The organism is Candidatus Protochlamydia phocaeensis (assembly GCF_001545115.1).
GTDB lineage: Bacteria > Chlamydiota > Chlamydiia > Chlamydiales > Parachlamydiaceae > Protochlamydia_A > Protochlamydia_A phocaeensis.
The window spans coordinates 33656-51808 of sequence record NZ_FCNU01000002.1; the positions used below are offsets into that span (position 1 = coordinate 33656).

General features: G+C 41.3%; 12 protein-coding genes. 3 read left to right on the plus strand and 9 right to left on the minus strand.

Going from position 1 to position 18153, the window contains the following annotated elements; translation table 11 throughout:
• Positions 1-364: 364 nt before the first annotated feature.
• The 3 genes from BN3769_RS00220 to rplM form a co-directional block, all read right to left on the minus strand.
• A complete protein-coding gene (locus tag BN3769_RS00220; protein WP_154017754.1) occupies positions 365-1045 on the minus strand; it encodes a hypothetical protein in 681 nt (226 codons plus the stop codon).
• 785 nt (positions 1046-1830) lie between these two features.
• Positions 1831-2220, minus strand: coding sequence for a 30S ribosomal protein S9 (gene rpsI / locus BN3769_RS00225; RefSeq protein ID WP_068466376.1), 390 nt, complete (start codon positions 2218-2220; stop codon positions 1831-1833).
• Between the two features lie 17 nt (positions 2221-2237).
• Positions 2238-2678 (minus strand): 50S ribosomal protein L13, encoded by a 441-nt coding sequence (gene rplM, locus BN3769_RS00230; protein WP_068466378.1) that lies wholly within the window; start codon positions 2676-2678, stop codon positions 2238-2240.
• A gap of 412 nt (positions 2679-3090) precedes the next feature.
• Here rplM and miaB point away from each other — a divergent pair, with 412 nt between their 5' ends.
• Positions 3091-4431, plus strand: coding sequence for a tRNA (N6-isopentenyl adenosine(37)-C2)-methylthiotransferase MiaB (miaB, locus tag BN3769_RS00235; protein ID WP_068466380.1), 1341 nt, complete (start codon positions 3091-3093; stop codon positions 4429-4431).
• Positions 4432-4568: 137 nt separating this feature from the next.
• Here miaB and BN3769_RS00240 read toward each other — a convergent pair whose 3' ends face one another.
• Positions 4569-5225: a superoxide dismutase family protein gene (locus tag BN3769_RS00240; RefSeq protein ID WP_068466381.1), complete on the minus strand. Its 657-nt coding sequence runs from the start codon at positions 5223-5225 to the stop codon at positions 4569-4571.
• 73 nt (positions 5226-5298) lie between these two features.
• Positions 5299-7293, minus strand: coding sequence for an NAD-dependent DNA ligase LigA (gene ligA / locus BN3769_RS00245; RefSeq protein WP_068466384.1), 1995 nt, complete (start codon positions 7291-7293; stop codon positions 5299-5301).
• A gap of 284 nt (positions 7294-7577) precedes the next feature.
• Here ligA and crcB point away from each other — a divergent pair, with 284 nt between their 5' ends.
• Complete coding sequence (gene crcB / locus BN3769_RS00250; protein WP_068466386.1) at positions 7578-7967, plus strand: fluoride efflux transporter CrcB; 390 nt, start codon at positions 7578-7580, stop codon at positions 7965-7967.
• A complete protein-coding gene (locus BN3769_RS00255) occupies positions 7968-8288 on the plus strand; it encodes a DUF190 domain-containing protein (protein ID WP_068466388.1) in 321 nt (106 codons plus the stop codon). It begins immediately after the preceding gene.
• A gap of 98 nt (positions 8289-8386) precedes the next feature.
• On the opposite strand, the gene glgB is transcribed toward BN3769_RS00255, so the two are convergent.
• From glgB to BN3769_RS00275, 4 genes are all read right to left on the minus strand, one after another.
• Positions 8387-10567 (minus strand): 1,4-alpha-glucan branching protein GlgB, encoded by a 2181-nt coding sequence (gene glgB / locus BN3769_RS00260; RefSeq protein WP_228840572.1) that lies wholly within the window; start codon positions 10565-10567, stop codon positions 8387-8389.
• A 112-nt stretch (positions 10568-10679) separates the two neighbouring features.
• Positions 10680-11783: a hypothetical protein gene (locus BN3769_RS00265; protein WP_068466390.1), complete on the minus strand. Its 1104-nt coding sequence runs from the start codon at positions 11781-11783 to the stop codon at positions 10680-10682.
• Positions 11773-13095 (minus strand): tRNA (N(6)-L-threonylcarbamoyladenosine(37)-C(2))-methylthiotransferase MtaB, encoded by a 1323-nt coding sequence (gene mtaB, locus BN3769_RS00270; RefSeq protein WP_068466392.1) that lies wholly within the window; start codon positions 13093-13095, stop codon positions 11773-11775. Before mtaB ends, BN3769_RS00265 begins: the two co-directional genes overlap by 11 nt.
• A gap of 169 nt (positions 13096-13264) precedes the next feature.
• Positions 13265-17893, minus strand: coding sequence for a hypothetical protein (locus tag BN3769_RS00275; protein WP_068466393.1), 4629 nt, complete (start codon positions 17891-17893; stop codon positions 13265-13267).
• Between the last annotated feature and the right edge of the window lie 260 nt (positions 17894-18153).

Sequence of the window (18153 nt, forward strand, 5' to 3'; positions counted from 1 at the left end):
TGTCGAATTCTCCAGCTAAATTTTCTTGCTTTTTAGCAATTCAGCAATTTGCTTGTCAAACAAATTAAAATTTCATTTATAAGCCTAGTTTTAATAAATCTAGATAGATGATGAGCCTGGTTAATTGACTGATGGAATTTAAGAGGTGTATCAAAACCGCTAATGACCTAGATTCGAGCTTTTTTCTCTAGGGAGGAATACGAAATAACAGGCAATAGTTACTCCCTATTGTCCGCTATTCCTATTGCCTGGGAAGAAAGTAACCGCACCGCAATGAATGGGGTTGAGTAGCCTGAGTGTTACCTATTCATTCACGTAACAAGAAGTGCCTGTATGAGGCAATTAGCGAAGGGAAGCTACGTCTCTAAACGCGAACAAGGCCGGGCTTACAATTAATCATGCCATCTGAAGCATATTTATTCGAAGAGCGCGTTCTCAGTTTAATTTGAGAGGTTAACCGTGCAGGATCGCTCGATCTTTTTCCTGAGCAGCTCTTTTCCGTATAAAGCATCGCATCCTTATAATAAGGCGTTTCTTTCAGATTAATCGCCCATTTCATTTTTTTAAAAATCTGAACGGGATTTAAATCATTCAAGACAATGTTTGTTTCTTTGATGCTATGCTCCTCTTCAACAAAAACATACTCTAAGTCCGTTTGAATATTTTTCTGCCTTAGCAAGGCAGCCAAGGGGTGTTCGGCTTGCTCCTCTTTCATGACGATCTTTTTGATCATCATGACCAATCGAATAGGAAAAGTAAGGGCATCTAAAAAAACGGCGCCTAAAAGCGCAAGAACTCGATTTGTCACTGAATTAATTTTCCAAGCACTTACAGTAGTGGGACAACATAGATCTGAAAGATGATTAAGGCGAATCGGAGTCATAGAGGCAGATAAAAAACCATAGACCATTTTAGTTTTATTAATCGCTCCTTGAAAAGAAAGAAAAGAAGGATCTTGTTCATCGATAGACAAGATGAGTTGATGGTTTTTATTATATAAGTCAATTTGCTTAAATTGATTGTCAGCCTGAATGGGATATGTCATAAACTTCACATTAAATAAGTTGTAAATTAGATAATTACAATTTGTTATAAATAAATAAGAAAAAGAAAACAACAAAAAAAGAAAGCTCAAGGCTGTTAAATACCCTCTCAAATGCCAATCAGCCCTGGCTTGCAATTAATCATTTTTTCGAGGAATGCGTTTATTCCCTGGATGTTGCTCTAAAGGCAGAAGGATTTGGGACGGAAAGATTGGCCGCAACTCCTAAATGACAAATGCCTTTGACATAGACAGTGGAATTTTCAGGATAAGACATCTCTTTTAAATTTAATTGCCTTTTTTTCCTTTTCAAAAGGAATATCGACTGCACGATAAGAATTCAACCCACTTCCATATGTGAGCGTCTACTTTATCCTTTTAACAACCTGAGTGTGGAGTTTTTTTGCCCTTTGGATCGGCGTGAAAGCTCTTGCAGATGGAAAATGGCTAATTTTGATAGGTTTGATCGCAACGGAAAAAAGACCAGGTATCGCTTTCGTTTTATTAGTCGCCTTTATGAAAGCGGAATAAGCAGAATCTTGATCAGTGATAGAGTTGATCAAATGATGGTCTGTAGCCTATAAATCCACACATCCCTTTGCTTTAAAAAACAGCTATCTGTGCTAAGGAGATTAGCCACAAATCCCTCTATTAGGATTAAAGCTTCTTATTTGCTTTATTATAAGAGGAAAATGACGATCTCGAAAATATTTAATTAAAAAGGAATATATTTGATAAAACAGAAAAGGTACAAAATCGCGTTGATTTTGTACCCTGAAAAGAAAAGATTAACGCTTAGAGAACTGGAAGCGCTTACGGGCACCAGCGCGACCGTATTTTTTACGCTCTTTCTTACGTGAATCACGTGTCAAGAAGCCCAATTCTTTTAAATCATGGCGTAGATTTTCGTCATTCTCGACCAACGCTCTAGCTAAGCCTAAGCGAATTGCCACAGCCTGTGCTTCAATTCCGCCGCCTTTAACGCGAATAATCATATCATAACGGCCTGGCCCACCTACTTTTTCAAGAGGAGCGAACACTGTCTTGCGTTGGATTTCAAGAGGAAAATACTCATTAATTGATCTTCCGTTAATATCAATTTGACCATTTCCACTTCTAACTCTAACGGATGCGACGGCTGTCTTTCGTCGTCCAGTTGCTATTGTTTCTTCTACCATAATCTTCTTACTTCTTCTTAAATGTTAACGTGAATAGGTTGCTGTGCTGAAAGATTGTGCTCTTGACCGGCAAATACGCGTAATTTCTTGATTTGCTGTCTGGCTAAACGTGTTTTAGGCATCATTCCCTTCACAGCATGCTCAATAATGTACTCGGGCTTACGCGCTTTCATTGTGCGGTAAGGAATTTCACGCAAACCACTCATGGAGCCTGTATAATAATGATACACTTTTTGTGCTTCTTTAGAACCTGTTACGGCCACTTTATCTGCATTAATGACGATGACTCCATCCCCACAATCCATATAAGTCGTGTAAGAAGGCTTATGTTTGCCACGAAGAATTTTTGCAATCTCAGATGTCAAACGACCTAAAGTCTTTCCAGAAGCATCTAAAACCAACCAATTTTGCTTAGTCTCTTTTTTATTCGGAATAAATGTTTTAGCATTTTTTTGCATGTCTTCGAACCTTATGCGTAATGTTAACTTTTTTCTTGGGAAAAAAGCCCAGGCCGGTGATGGTTAAATCGCTTAGCCCGCTTATTTAACTATAATAAGCTGTAATCATATCCTTTTAACTCTATTTTTGCCAAGCTTTTTTTCACAGTTGAAATAAAGATCTCTAATCTTTAAAATTGTCTCTTAGAGTCTAACTGAGGTAAGGTTAAAATTGATTTTGACCTAAATATAATCCCCAAACTCTAATTTTATCGGTATGTTTGATTGAAAGTTTTTTTATTTTTTTGCTGCGTTTGCTTTATTCCCCTCTTTTCTATTTAGCTGAAAAGAGATTTTACAGCTGAGAGGGTATATTAAAAATCAAACATGTCTCTAAACAATGAAGGCAACCCCCTAACCTAATCAAATATTTATGCGACAGTTAAAAAAATTTTATGTACGGACATACGGCTGCCAGATGAACGAGTTAGACTCTGAAATCATGATCGGCCAACTTGAAAATCGCGGTCTTATCCGTAGCCATGATGAAAACGAGGCCGATTTGCTGATCTTTAATACCTGCTCGATTCGCGATCTTGCCGAACGCAAGGTCATGGGAAAGTTAGGCCAGCTAGGACGCTCTCAACAGAGCCAGGCTGTTATAGGGGTCACAGGGTGCATGGCTAATGCAAAAAAAGATGCCATTTTCCAAAAGCTCCCCCATGTTGATTTTGTCTTGGGCACTAATAATATTCATGAACTCAATCACGTATTAGATGAAGTCTTGGCAACTGGCAAGCAGGCAATTCGCACAGATGATCACTTTGAGTATGAACTGGATTATTTAAGCGCCAAGCGGGACGATAAAGTCAAAGCCTATGTCTCAATCATTCGCGGATGCGATAAATTTTGCACTTATTGCGTCGTCCCCTATACACGCGGTTCGGAAGTTTCCCGTTCTCCAGACAATATTATTGAAGAGTGCCGCCATTTAGTCAATCAAGGCTATAAGGAGATTACTCTGCTTGGCCAAAATGTGAATAGCTATGGAAAAGATAAGCCTGAATGGAAATGCCTCTTCCACGACCTTCTCTATCAAATTGATAAAATACCGGGCTTAGAAAGGGTGCGCTTTATGACCAGCCATCCAGTGGATATCACAAGAGAGCTCATGGAAGCCATCCGCGATTTGCGCACTTTGTGCGAATTCGTTCATTTCCCTTTACAGGCTGGTGCTAACCGTGTTTTAAAGAAAATGCACCGCATTTATACGGTCGAGCAGTACTTAGAAAAAGTTCAAATGCTAAGAGAAATTGTTCCTAATGTGGCATTAGGAACGGATATTATCGTCGGATTTCCAACAGAAACGGAAGAGGAATTTCAAGAGACTTATCGCCTTCTCAAGGAAATTGAATACTCGGTCGCCTTTCTCTTTTCCTACAGTCCGCGTAAAGGCACTCCCGCTATGCGCTGGAGAGATGACGTGCCGGAAGAGGTCAAACAAGACCGCCTGCAGCGCTTAATACAGCTGCAAGATCAAATCTATGCCAAGCACCGACAAGCCTTCTTGGGTTCTACTTTAGAAGTATTGGTGGAAAGACGCAATTTTAAAGATAATAGCTTGCTTAAAGGACGTACGCGCTGTTGGAAAAACGTCCTATTCGCAGGAGGCGATGAATTGATTGGCACAATGCAGCAAGTGCAAATCCATGGCTACAGCCATCAAACCTTGTTAGGCGATCTGGTTCCGACTCCTTGCGCTCAAACAGCTTAAGAGAAGATGTTGGAATTTATAACGACCTACATTTCGAAGGATTCTATCCCGTTTGAATTTAGGTCAAAATACCTCTAAAAAAGTAAAGGCGGGTTATAAAGACCCGCCTAAAAAAACGCAAAAGTGTATCTTGAAACCTATTGGGGCGATTCAGCCTCAATTACTCCACAAGCAATCTTGGCACCTGAAGCTCCGGCTGGCTGGCTCTTATAATCATCCGCATCGGCATGAATGATGACGGAACGGCCAATAATAGAATTAGCCCCTTCGAAAGCGATGACTTTGTCTATTCTTTCATAGTGAGCATGCCCTTTTTCATCCGCGACTAGATTTCCTAAATCGCCCACATGCCGCTCTTCGCTGTCTGGCCCGCCATGTTTTTTGTTTGTCGGATTGAAGTGTGCTCCTGCAGCGGCTCCATCGTCTCCCCCGCAATCGCCAAATTCATGAATGTGAAAACCATGCTTACCGGGGGTTAGCCCATCAATATCAGCGACAATTCTAATGCCATCGTCAACTTTTTTAAAGAAGACTTTTCCTTGCACTTGATTGCCCTTAAAGGGTTTAATAATGGCGACAGCTCGTTTTACACCAGACTGCTGCTGAATAGCATCCGCAACAGCCAATTCATTACCCTTTCGATCGGCCGCTTCATTGCGCTTTTTATCCGCTTCAGGCTTGCGGGAGTCGGAACAAGCACAGCTTGTGACTGCCGTAACCAGCAAAGCCCCAACAAATAATTGGGAAAAAATTAAAGCATGGCGAAATGACTTGGGAAACTCTCTTTTTAGCATAAGTTCTTTCCATCCTTAGTTAATAAAAATTTCACCATACAAAACAAGCCTGTATTATTCAATAAATTTTTATTTAAAGCAGAGTTATAAACTCCTCTTCATTTAAGATTCTAATGTTTAACGCACGAGCTTTTTCTAGCTTTGATCCCGGATCTATTCCTGCAATCACAAAGTCGGTTTTTTTGCTGACTGCATCCGTCACTTTTCCTCCCCTCTCCTTAATCAAGCTGGCAGCTGCAGATCGCGTATAATGCTCGAGACTTCCCGTCAGTACAAAGGCTTTTCCATTGAACAAGTGATCGGTAAAAGTCTGGACCGTCCGCATGCGCGGCAGGATCCCTAATTCCAATAGCCGTCTCACTTCTCGAAGGTGGCTATCTTGAGCAAAATAATCGACCACCGCGTGGGCTACTTTTTCTCCCACTCCTTCAATTAGCATTAATTCATCTATATTCATCTGCATCAAAGCCTTAATATCTCCTGCACGAGCAGCCAGCAGCTCTGCCGTCCCCGTTCCCACATACTTAATGCCAAGCGCCATAATGAACCTTTCCAAAGACACATCTTTTGACTTCTCAATGCTGGCCAACAAATTTTGGATAGATTTGGCTTTAAATCCGCTTAATTGAGAAACTTCCCTTTCGGTTAGGGTATAAATATCGGCTGGATGCTTGATAAAGCCTTTCTGAAATAATTGAATGACAACTTTTTCTCCCATATGGTTGATATCCATTGCTTGCTTCCCGGCAAAGTAAATGAGCTTTCTAATTTGCTGCTCGAAGCAGCCGCTTTCATTTGGACAACGGACAGCCACTTCGCCCGGCACTTTGACAACAGGGCTTCCGCAGCAAGGGCAATGAGAGGGCATATGCCAAGGGTGGGATTGTTCAGGGCGCTGAGAAAAATTAACGCTGACGACCTTGGGAATGACATCTCCCCCCTTTTCTATGGTAACCATATCGCCAATGCGAATATCTTTTCGCTGGACCTCTTCTTCATTATGCAAAGTCGCTCTAGCAATTGTACTTCCCGCCAAAAAAACAGGCTCCAATTCAGCGACAGGCGTTAAAATGCCGGTTCGCCCAATTTGCACTGTAATGTCATGAATGCGGGTCACGGCCTGCTCAGCAGCAAATTTATAGGCAATTGCCCATCTAGGATTTTTCCCCGTCACCCCCAAACGCTTTTGATCTTTCCAATCATTTAATTTAATGACAATTCCATCGATATCATAAGGCAAGGAAGACCGCAGCCCCCGAATTTTCTCAGCAAATTCCCAAATCTCCTCTATTGTGTGGCAATGAGCAAAATAATCTAAAACGGGAAGTCCCAAAGAACGCAAGAAAGGGGCAACTTCAGATTGCTTACTGAGCTTGGCGGACGATTCTTCCGCTACCCCATAAAAAACGATGGAAAGTTGCCGCTTGGACACCTCTTGAGGATCTAATAATTTTAAAGAGCCGGCGGCTGCGTTGCGCGGATTGGCCCATAAAGGTTCGCCATCTTGCAGCTTTTGTTCATTCAATTCATTAAAAACCGATCGAGGCATGAACACTTCGCCTCTTACTTCTAGAAAATCTGGAACATCTTCTCCATATAGCTGCAGAGGCAAAGCGGCGATTGTCCGCATATTAACCGTAATATCATCGCCTTGCCTACCATCCCCTCGCGTTACCCCTCTTACAAAGCAGCCTTTTTCAAAAGAAGCTGAAATGGCTATTCCATCCATTTTTAATTCAACGGAGAAACTAATTTCCTTCTTTCCTACCAACTTTTGGATGCGCTTAATAAAGTCTTCAATTTCTTCCTTTGAATAGCTATTCGCCAAAGACAGCATGGGAATTTGATGGACAACGGTTTTAAAACCGTTGGTCAGGCTTTCCGCCACTCTCTGGGTCGGAGAGGAAGGACTAATCCATTCTGGATGATCCTTCTCCATTTGCTCAAGCTTTTTAAAGAGGGCATCGTATTCTTCATCAGATATTTCCGGTGCATGTTCAACATAATACAAGGTATTATGATGCCAAATTTGCCTGCATAGCTCATCGTATTGTTGTTTTGTCGCCATTCTCTTTCCAATTATTAAAATTTTCTAAAAAGGGATAACTTCCGTATGTCTTCAAATTTGCGTTTAGGTATATGTATCAGCCATTCCATTCTAACATATTTCGCTAAATTTTACACCCATATGATAAGACAAAGATTGGAAACAAATTGTTAGCGAATTGACAAGTCGATAAATAACGCACATTCCGTCTTTTTATCTTGCGCATTAAAGCGCATAATAATTTATATTTGAGATTATTTCCCCCTAGACATGTCTTTTAGAGTAAATCCAACGATTGGAGAGGTATGCAATCCGTTATTAGCATTTCAGTAGGAGCAATAATAGGCGCATTAATCAGATGGAAATTAGGAAATTATTTTAATTATATCTTTCCCACTCTTCCTATAGGAACGTTAATGGCCAATTTAATTGGCTCTTTTCTAATAGGTTTCGCAATCTTCTTTTCAATTGAACACTCTTTTTTTTCTTACCCTATCCGTCTAGGATTTATTACAGGATTTTTAGGAAGCCTCACAACTTTTTCAACTTTTTCTGCCGAAGCTTTTGTATTGCTTTCAAAACAAGAACATTTTTGGTTAATCGCTTTAATCGTCCTTCATGTAGGCGGATCTTTACTCATGGTAGCGACAGGATACTTTATTTCAAAAATTATTTTTCAATATGGAGGGGGATAAATGAATGGATTTCAATTAAAATTTTATACGCAAGAGCATACAAAGCATGGACGCATTCTCCTTTACGAATGGCTGCTAGAAAAAGCAAAAGAAATGGGAATACACGGCGGTTCTGTATTTAGAGCAATAGCCGGATTTGGAAGGCATGGAATCATTCACGAAGAACATTTTTTTGAATTAGCGTCTAACGTTCCCGTAGAAATAGTATTTATATTAAGTAAAGAAGAATGCGACAATTTTCTTAGTTTACTTAGCAAAGAAAAATTAAATATTTTTTTTATAAAAATCCCCGTAGATTACGATGTATTAAACGGCCATTAAATGCTTAAATTTTGATCGTTATTGCCTGTAAATGCCATTATAAGGGCTTATAACAACGCTCCTTGGTGAATGCAAAGCTTTCTGACTTTTTATATTTCTCACGTCAGCTTAAAGATCATTGTTGCAAGCGGAGCCAGGGATAGACGCACGCCTATTGGATGGCCATCTGCATCGTGGACAATTTCAGGATGAGAATTGTGCTTGCCAGAACCGCCATATTTTTCAGCATCGGAATTAAAGACTTCTTCCATGCCTTGCAGATTAGCTAAATGAAAAATATAATTTGGATGGTACATAGGCGTAAAATTATGCACGCAAAATAATTGCTCGCTCTTACCTTTGCGAAGATAACTGATAATGCTATATTGCGTGTCAGAGAAATCTACCCACTGGAAGGATTCATAATTAAAGTCTTTTTCCCATAAAGCCGGATGGGACAAGTAAAAGTGATTGATTTCTTTGACCATCATTTGAACGCCTTGATGAGTGGGAAATCCAAGCAAAAACCATTCTATTTCGCGCTTGCAATTCCATTCGTCCCACTGACCTATTTCTCCTCCCATAAAAAGAAGCTTCTTGCCGGGCTGACAGATCATATAGCTCAAGAGCAGGCGGAGGTTGGCAAACTGCTGCCACATATCTCCAGGCATTCTACCGATCAGGCTGCGTTTTCCATGGACAACTTCATCATGCGATAAGACGTTGATAAATTTTTCCGAAAAAGCATAAATCAAGCCAAACGTCAAATCATTGTGATGGTAATTCCGGAAAATCATATCCGTAGAAAAATAACGAAGGGTATCATTCATCCATCCCATATTCCACTTCAAGTCAAACCCTAATCCCCCCTCTTCAACGGAATGCGTCACGCCGGGAAAAGAGGTCGATTCTTCAGCAATGGTGAGCACACCGGGGCAGAGAGAGTGGACAATGGAATTGAGATGCTTTAAAAATTCAATGGCTTGCAGATTCTCCTTGCCGCCATAATAATTTGGAATCCACTCCCCGTCTTCTCTTCCATAATCCAAATATAGCATAGAGGCGACTGCATCGACGCGCAATCCATCCACATGCATTTGCTCAAACCAATAAAGCGCGTTGGCAATAAGAAAATTAGACACTTCGTGGCGCCCAAAATTAAAGATATACGTATGCCAGTGCGGATGAAATCCTTGCCGTGGATCCGCATGCTCATATAAGGCCGATCCATCATAGCGGCTAAGCGAAAAATCATCTGTCGGAAAATGGCCTGGCACCCAATCTAGGATAACACCAATATTTTTCTGATGGAGATAATTGACAAAGTACTGAAAATCTTCAGGACTTCCAAAACGGCTTGTCGGAGCATAAAAACCTGAAACTTGATATCCCCAAGATTCATCTAACGGATGCTCCTGAATAGGCAATAATTCTACATGCGTAAAGCCCATGTCTATACAATAAGAAGCTAGTTCATGAGCCAGATCGCGGTAATTGAGAAAATCATCGCCATGCTTTCTCCAAGACCCTAAATGCACTTCGTATATATTCATTGGAGTGGATTGCAGAGGCTTCTTTAAACGCGCCTGCATCCAATCTTGGTCCTGCCACTGAAAGCGGTCGACATTGGCAATCACTGAAGCCGTCGCCGGACGCATTTCACAAGCCAGGGCATAAGGATCGGCTTTCAGCCTTCTTTCCCCTTGCTGGGTATGAATTTCAAACTTATATTTCTCGCCTTCTTTTAATCCCGGGACAAACAGTTCCCAAATTCCGGAATAGCCCAACATGCGCATGGGATTGACCCGGCCGTCCCAGTAGTTGAAATCAGAAACCAAGGACACGCTTTTAGCATTGGGGGCCCATACGCTAAACTTTACGCCCTCAACTCCTTGGTGGATCGTCAATCGGCCACCCATCTTTTGATAAAGCTGATAGTGGACTCCTTTTCCAAATAAAAAGCGGTCTATCTCTCCAAAAGTAGGAAGAAAAGCATAAGGATCGGGGGCCAATAGGCCATTTTGGTGATAAACGCGGTAATCAGAAGCCGTGGTATGGGCAGGGGCGATGTATTCAAAAATTCCTGCTTTATGAATACAGGTAGCCTCTACTATAGATCCAAACACTTCTAAATAAACGTGCTGAGCGCCGGGCCGCCATAAACGAATGACTTTAGCCCCTTCAAAGAAAGGATGAATTCCCAATACAGCATGCGGCTGATGATGGGTCATTTCAATGATGCCCATTAAGTTTTCATAAAAGTGGGGATCGAATTGAATCGGTTGCATAGTCATTGTCATGGATTAAAACAAACCTATCTTTGAATTAGAACGATTGCGTTTTATACACAAGTAAATAATGAATCTATCTTGCCTGGAAATAGACTCTTATCTAGAAGGTGATCTTAATCGATTATCTAAAATTATCAAAGAAGTAATGACAATTTTTTTCTAAGAAAAGCGTTTCGCCCGTTTTTAGCCAACTCGCGGCCTCTTTTTTCCCTTTCCTTAAGCGGAACTCTTTGACTTTTTTAAAATGAAAAACCAATTGCTGGTCTGAAGGGACGAACAAAGATAAGCAGCGAATAGTTTTCTTGGTCCATTCTAGATCCAAAACGCTCCCACCCTGCAGTTGGACAGATAGCAGCCGTCCGCTAGGAAATTGCGGCGGCAGCATAGGAAGAATACGGATCAGCGCTTTTTCTTGCTCAATAAAAAGCCGGCGAATCAAACGAGCCCCCTCCGTTAATAAAAAAAGAGGAGAAGGGGCATCCTCAGCAGGCATAGAAGAAAGAAAGCCTTGATAGTCCGTATCAATCAAACGAGGAACGAGCAGACTTTGGAATCCGGCTTGGAAAAGCTGATTCCACAGGACGGCACTCTCGCCTCCTCTTTGCTGATTAATCAGCTCCGCGCAGCTTTGTAAAAGAGAGGCTGTTCCGCCATCATAAGGCATCGGAGAGGGTATATTAGGAAGAAGCTGCCCAAGTCGATGCCAGACAGGCAAAATCTCTTTTAAATCCAACCGCCTTCTAACGAGATCCCAATCCTGCGCTTTATGACTGCCCAGGGATAAGCGCTCTAAGGATGGCAATTGGAAATCTGTCCCAATCAGCGGACAAAATGAAAAAAGATCTAGGCTTTGCTTTGCCGCCAATTCCTCTTTTTTGCCGTCTTTTTCAAGGCCCATTCCATTAGCTGGCGCTTTTTCCAGGTGGAGGAATAATGCCTTCCCTTGAGAGTGGCTGCTGATATAATAGCGAACAAATCCTGCCGGGCTTTCTCCCCATACTCTTATGACACCCTTTTCTAAATCGCTCTGCAAGGTAAAATTGCTTAATGGCCCTTGTATATCCAGGGCTATTTCACCTATTTTCTCTAATTCTGCTTTGTCTAAACGATAGAGGCGGATCAAGGTAGGGAATACTTGAACGGCATAAGGGGAACCCGGAACAAGGCAAACGGTCCCGGGAAGATGACTATAAGGGCGAAGACGCTCTGCAATTTTAATCGCCATGATATAACGACAAGCCTGTATGAGAAGGATGAGAGACAGGACGGCCAATCAAACCATCCGGTGTATTGCTAGTTAATTCCACTTCAATAAGTTGATTGGCGGCAAATCGCTCCCCTTGCACCCATACGGCCAAAAAATTCTCGGTATGTCCTGAAATTTCATGCGGACGAAGCGGATCTTTACTTTCCGTTAAAACGAACATGCGGCGTGTAACATATTGATTGCGCAGATCAAAAGCAAGTTGTTCAGAAAGACGAAGCACCTCCTGCTTGCGCTCACGAATGATCGCCGGGGCGACTTTGTTTGGCATTAAGGCCGATCGTGTTCTTGGCCGATCGCTATAAGGGAACATATGGACTTTGGCAAATTTCACTTGCTGCATCACCTCTAAGGTATCAGCAAAATCCACGTCTGTCTCGCCCGGAAATCCAACGATAATATCTGTTGTAAAAGTAAAGTCCGGATCGGCTGTGCGCAAACGCTCTATGGTATCCAAGAAAATTTGACGGGTATATTTGCGGTTCATGCGCTTAAGGATAACATTAGATCCGGATTGCAGGACAATATGCATAGAATGACAGGTTTTTTTACCATTTAGGACGGCATCTGCCAAATCTTCGTCTACTTCGTCAGGATCAATTGAAGAGATGCGCAGTCTTTCCAATCCAGGCATTTGGTCAATAATGCGTACTAATTCCGCTAATCGAACCGGCTCCTGTCCTTTTTCTACTCCCCCGTCAAAATCGCCTATATTAATTCCAGTTAGAACAATTTCCTTATATCCATTGGCAATCAACGAGTGAACTTCTTGAATAATATCTTCGACGGTTCGGGAACGCGAACGCCCTCTCACATAGGGAATAATACAATAGGTACAAAAAGAATTGCAGCCGTCCTGAATTTTAACAAAAGCACGGGTATGGCAGTCAAAATGCTTAATGGAAAATTCTGGCAACTCTTCTTCGGGAAAAATTTGAGCCAGCAAGCGATCTTTATCTCGGTTTGGCACAATGTGGGCCCGCGCTTCCATTCCTTTGACGACATTGGGTTGCCTTTCTGCGAAGCACCCTGTCACTAAAAGCTGCGCCTCTGCATTTTCTCGTGCCAATTGGCGTATTGCGTGCCGGCTGCTACTATCGGCGGATTCCGTTACCGTACAGGTATTGACAATACAAATATCTGCTTGCTCCCCTTCTTGGGCTGCTCGATATCCCAAAGCGATCAATTGATCTTGATAAGCCTGGGATTCATATTGATTGGTACGACAACCTAAAGTAACAATTTTAAATTTTTTTTCTTTTTCTTCTTTCATTTTTCAAGAATCGCTTAAAGTTAGAAAGATTTTATCACAGTTCGTAAGACTGTGTAAATCAAAACTCTCGAAATATTATAAAAAAATTAAACTAGGCAGTCTTTAGAGGGTTTCTTAAAACCCCTCATAGCCTAGATTGCATTTCCCTTATTCATCAAAAGCGGCTCATTTAGCTAATAACCTGCGTTTGGAGTGCTGTTGCTTGTCTGCTTAAAACGGATTGGACAACCTGTATTTCCTGGAAAACTAAATTCTCATGGATATCAACACACGTCATTTTCTCTATAATTCCTTCTCTTATTTGCCGCAAATAACCGGCCAACCGATTAATAAAGAATTGATCGAGTTTAAAGAAACGCAATAAGGCGCCTAAGCATTTAATGACAACAAAAGAGCCTGCAGCTAAAATAGCTGTTTTAATTTTTCTTGCCGTCGGACCTGGAAAAATATCGCATGCCTGGTCAATTTGTTTTCCCAATAATTGAATGAAACTCTGAATCCCCTTTTCTATAATTTGCCGCTCGAGATCTTGGATACGCACTAAAGCCGTTTGCTGGGCTGCCGCTTTTTCCTCATCGCTCAGACTGACATATCTTGTTTGAACTAAAGATGGCAATGCCTCTTGAAGGGTGTTAACAATCAACTGGCCATTCAATCGCCTTTGAACAGCGGCCCCTATTGATTCTATGACTTGCGCTTTTATTTTTTTTATTCCTATTAGTTCCTTTAAAAAAACGGGAAGCTTGTCTAACCAGCTAAAGGGAGGGTCGATTAACTTAACAGACTCTACTAGGCACTCGCCTATTAGAGCATTTATCTCTAGGGGGCATGGGCTGTCCTCGTTCATTTCCTCCAGGTTTGGCATCGAATCCTCACCTGTTAAGAAATCGACCTGACCAAGAAGGCTTTCATAACTCTTTATCACAATCTCTTTCAAGGCCTCTTCTTCGAACAAGCGCGGCACCAATGAGGGCAGCTGATAGGAAAGGATTTTTTTGATTCCTCGCCAGACATCAATTAGGAGTGTTTCGGGAAGGTCGGGAACAAGGGCCAGCAAATCTCGCTTACCATTGGGAAAAATCAACCGCATGAGCATCTTGACCTGATAGTCATAAAATGCCGTTTTATTAGATTCCCGCTGTTCGTCAACCCCTTCTACCAAGAGATGAGGGTGCAGGCCATTCCCAGCTACCCGAGCAAAATTTTGAAACGTTAATCCGCCCTCTTGAATAGATTGATTAAGATGCTTAAGATGACGCAATAAAACGGACAGTCCTCCTTTTACCAGTTCATGGTCTATCTCTGGATTAGTTTTCTCTAGGTCTACAAAAGGAATCATGACTTGCAAAAGTTTGGCGGTTAAAAGAGGATTTATCCACTCTGCCGCTTGCTGCTTGCTGCTCTCCGTTGCTTCTTGATTCAATCTAGCTAACAAAGATTCCAAAAAGGGTGTAGGTAAATGCTCTCCTATGGCAGTTTGCAATAAGCCAGCTGTTTTTAAATTTCTATTCCTGAATAAATGCTCAAAAAAATGCCCTAAAAGTCGATAAAACGGCCCTATGGCTGGGAAGTGGCCATTTTTCTGCTGCATGAATTGATCTACCGCCTGATCGATCGCATAACGCGTCAAAGACTGAACAGCATCGCCTATTTGCGGGACAGACATTCCTTCTATAGCAGACACATCCTCTCTATTTGTTAAGGGAAAATGTCCGATATGGAAATAGGAGTGGTAGATTTTTAGTAATAGCTTTGCAGCCTGTATCTTAGCCAAACCCAGTAATTTATTCTTTACAATAGAAGGAATTCCAAAGGTGACTGCGTCGGGTTCAATCTTTAAAATAGCAAAAAAATTATCTATAAAATGATTCAAGACAGGTTGAGCTTCCTCGTTTGTCTTTCCAGACAATGCAAGAATTGTTTCATTTGCCAAGTTTTGTACAGCCTCTTTTGTAGGAGAGTCCATTTGCAGAGCCTTCGCCGCCATTTTTAACAACACGCCTTCCAAATAGGATTCTATAAAATTCCAAAAAGGCGCGTACGCTTGCTGGCAATGAACGGCATGCTGAATTTGATCCGCTATCCAGGCCTGCTCGTCGTGGTTTAAAAAATTGACAGGCAGCTTTTCAACGATTTCTTCCGGCGTCAATGCGATATCCCAAATTTGTTCTTTATACTTTTTGAATTGAGTTTTAAGAGCTAACTGCTGATCGGTAGTATAAGCCTCATGAGGAGGCAATAAAGATTCGCATGCATGAAAAAGGCTTTTAACTTTCACATTGGATGTTCGCACAAGCTCTATAATTTTTTGGGTCAATTGGCTGACCTGCTCAGCTGTCAATCTCCCCTCATAAAGCTGAATATTCATTTCTTCTGCAAAATACCTAAAACTTCCCACCCAGCGAGGTAAGATGGTTAATACATCCTGCGCCAATAAATGGCACCCTTCTATAATTTGATCTCCATACTGAACAGCCTGTATGATTTGGATAGTGGACCGCTTCTCGATTTCCGGAAGCATCAAATTTCCAATTTGCTCAAAAAGTTTTTTAGGGAGTTCCTTTTGAATCCAATTCCAAATAAAAGCTTGCAAAACCCTCGGCACAGGCATGTCATCCGCTGCATGCCAGCCTATCAATTGCAGCATCTGTTGAGATAAAGGTTGAAAGTCAGCTTGCAATTGCTCCCAAAGATGATTTAACGTCTCTTGCTTTTGTTTTTTAATCTCCTCATTGAGGGACAGATGAATTTCATGATTTAATTCCACTGCCTGCCTAAAAATCCTCAGCTTTTCTTCCGTCCAACTCTCCGGATGCAACGTCCTACATCCAACAGCCAGTTGCTGGACTAACCAAGCAAAAAAAGGAAGAGGCCTTTCTCCCCGCCTCTGGGCCTGCTGATAGTTAAGAGATAGATTTTTTAAGAATTCAAATGCCATTCCTTGTAAAAACTCGCCTGCTATTCGTCTTATAAATTGTCCTCCAGAATGGCTATCGTTAAACAACAGTTTAAACTGGCAATCTAATTCTCTTTTTTGATCTTCATTAAACCAAAATAGATCGGGCAAAGAGCGGCTCATTTGTTCAAAATTCAAGGCAGCCATCTGTTCGATTACCCACTCGGTTAGAATAGGAGCTGAAGACTTAATAAAGTTTGTTAAGGAAGCGGAGCCGTTTTGCTCATTTAAGAAAGCCTTATTTCCATCGGCAAAAATAGAGGGGTTTAAATGATCTAATTGACCTATCACCATATCCGTTAAAAAGAGCGGCAATTTTTCTGTTTGGAATTCTTTCAAGAAAGACCAAGCTGCTTCTTGTATGATCGGAGGCACGGGCAGGCTTTCTTTTTGCTCCAATCCGCATATATTTAATAATTCTCGTATAAAAATGAGGGTCTTTCCAGTTCGGTCCGTTTGCCCATTTTCATTTAAGCAAGTCAATAGGCGATTGGCTTGCTTGACAAACGGGGGTAGAGAAGACTCTATTTGACCGTTGAGTGATACAGACTGATCCTCTTTCTGCAAAGCCTGCATGACATTAAAAAGGATTCTTTCCATGAAATAACGTTCAAGAAAAGATCCCATCATCTTCAAAGAAGGGGTGTCTGTTAAAAGCAATTCCTTAAGATATTTAGAAAAGAAATCGCCTAAAAATTGAGCTTTATGCGGTTCAACCCCTTGACATTCAATCCAAGAAACTAATTTGGGTTTAATTTTATTTAATAACTTGCTTAAAGTGGCGCTTTCAACGAAAAAAGAAGGACGCTTAATCAAGCGCCCTGCGCTCCCTATCTGCAAAGCTTGATCCGACTCTGCCACCCCATTGAACTGACTTGCTTTCAAAGGTTTGGTCTCTTTATATAATTGACAGAGAAAAGGAGGCAATTTCTGCTCAAGTTCCTGCCAAATCAAGCCTTGAAAGTAAACAACTGGAATAGTGGGATGAAATAATTTGATATCTTTTTCTTTTCCGGGAAAACATTTTATGAGTAATTCATTGGACAGTCTTTGAAAGAGTCCTTGTATCTGAGCTTCTCGCTCTTCTGCATTTTCATTATTTTCCAAGTCATTTAGCTCTTTCTGATAAGCCTGTAGGCATTCTCCAAGAACAGCTAAAATGCTGCCAAAAGGATTGTTGAAGCTGCTTTCCTCTAAATGACTCATGTCTGACTGATCGGCCAGATTGGCTAACATATTCAATAGATTTGCTTGAATGGTTTTAGCAATCAGTTCCTTATTTCCCTGCATAAACCATGCAGCCCATTCTCCTGCCCAATCAAAAAAATACCCTTTCAGTCCATTTAAGGGATTAAGTGCAGGCGTTCCTTCAACGCTATTCCTTGCCTGTTCCTCCTTGCCTAAAAATGGATAAGCAGAGGGATAGTTTTGAATCGCTCCCTTCAGCGTTTGTTCAATCAAAGGCTCGCTATTCAAAAAAGCTTGCGCAGCTAAGTGTGTCATAAAATGACAACAAGCAGAAAAATTCTCATCATATCGTCCCAATCGTTTTAGGCTCTCTTCGATGCAGCTTTGGGGATCTATAGGTTTAAATCCTGTTAGGCATTCTTCTAAACATAAGAAAGCAATAAATGCCGTACGGCCTGAAACGGAAAGAATATTGCCCGTCATCTGTACAGCTGCCTTCACTGATTTAGGCGCATAATTGCCATAAAATTGTTGGGTGCGCTGCAATAAAAATTGAAAAGACGATCCCGAGCTTTGAGAAACAGAAGCCGAGGGGATATCCCTTGCTTGATGAAGAATAAATGGAGAAGGAGGAGAGCTATTATGAACGGACATAAATCCCTTCTATTTTCCCTGATTCATCGGATGTTACTCATTGATTTAATTTAATAATACCCTCCTAAAGGTGTATTAAATCCGCTAATGCCCGCGTTTCAAGCCGTTTTCTTTATAAGGAAAAGGAAGATAAGAACATATTGAGGTCATTATACCTCTCAATTTCAGGCTTCCTCCCAAGAAGAAAAGACTCTCAATACAGGCCTATGAGTTTTCATACACTCTAATGAATATTAATACATTAATTTCATAAACCAAAC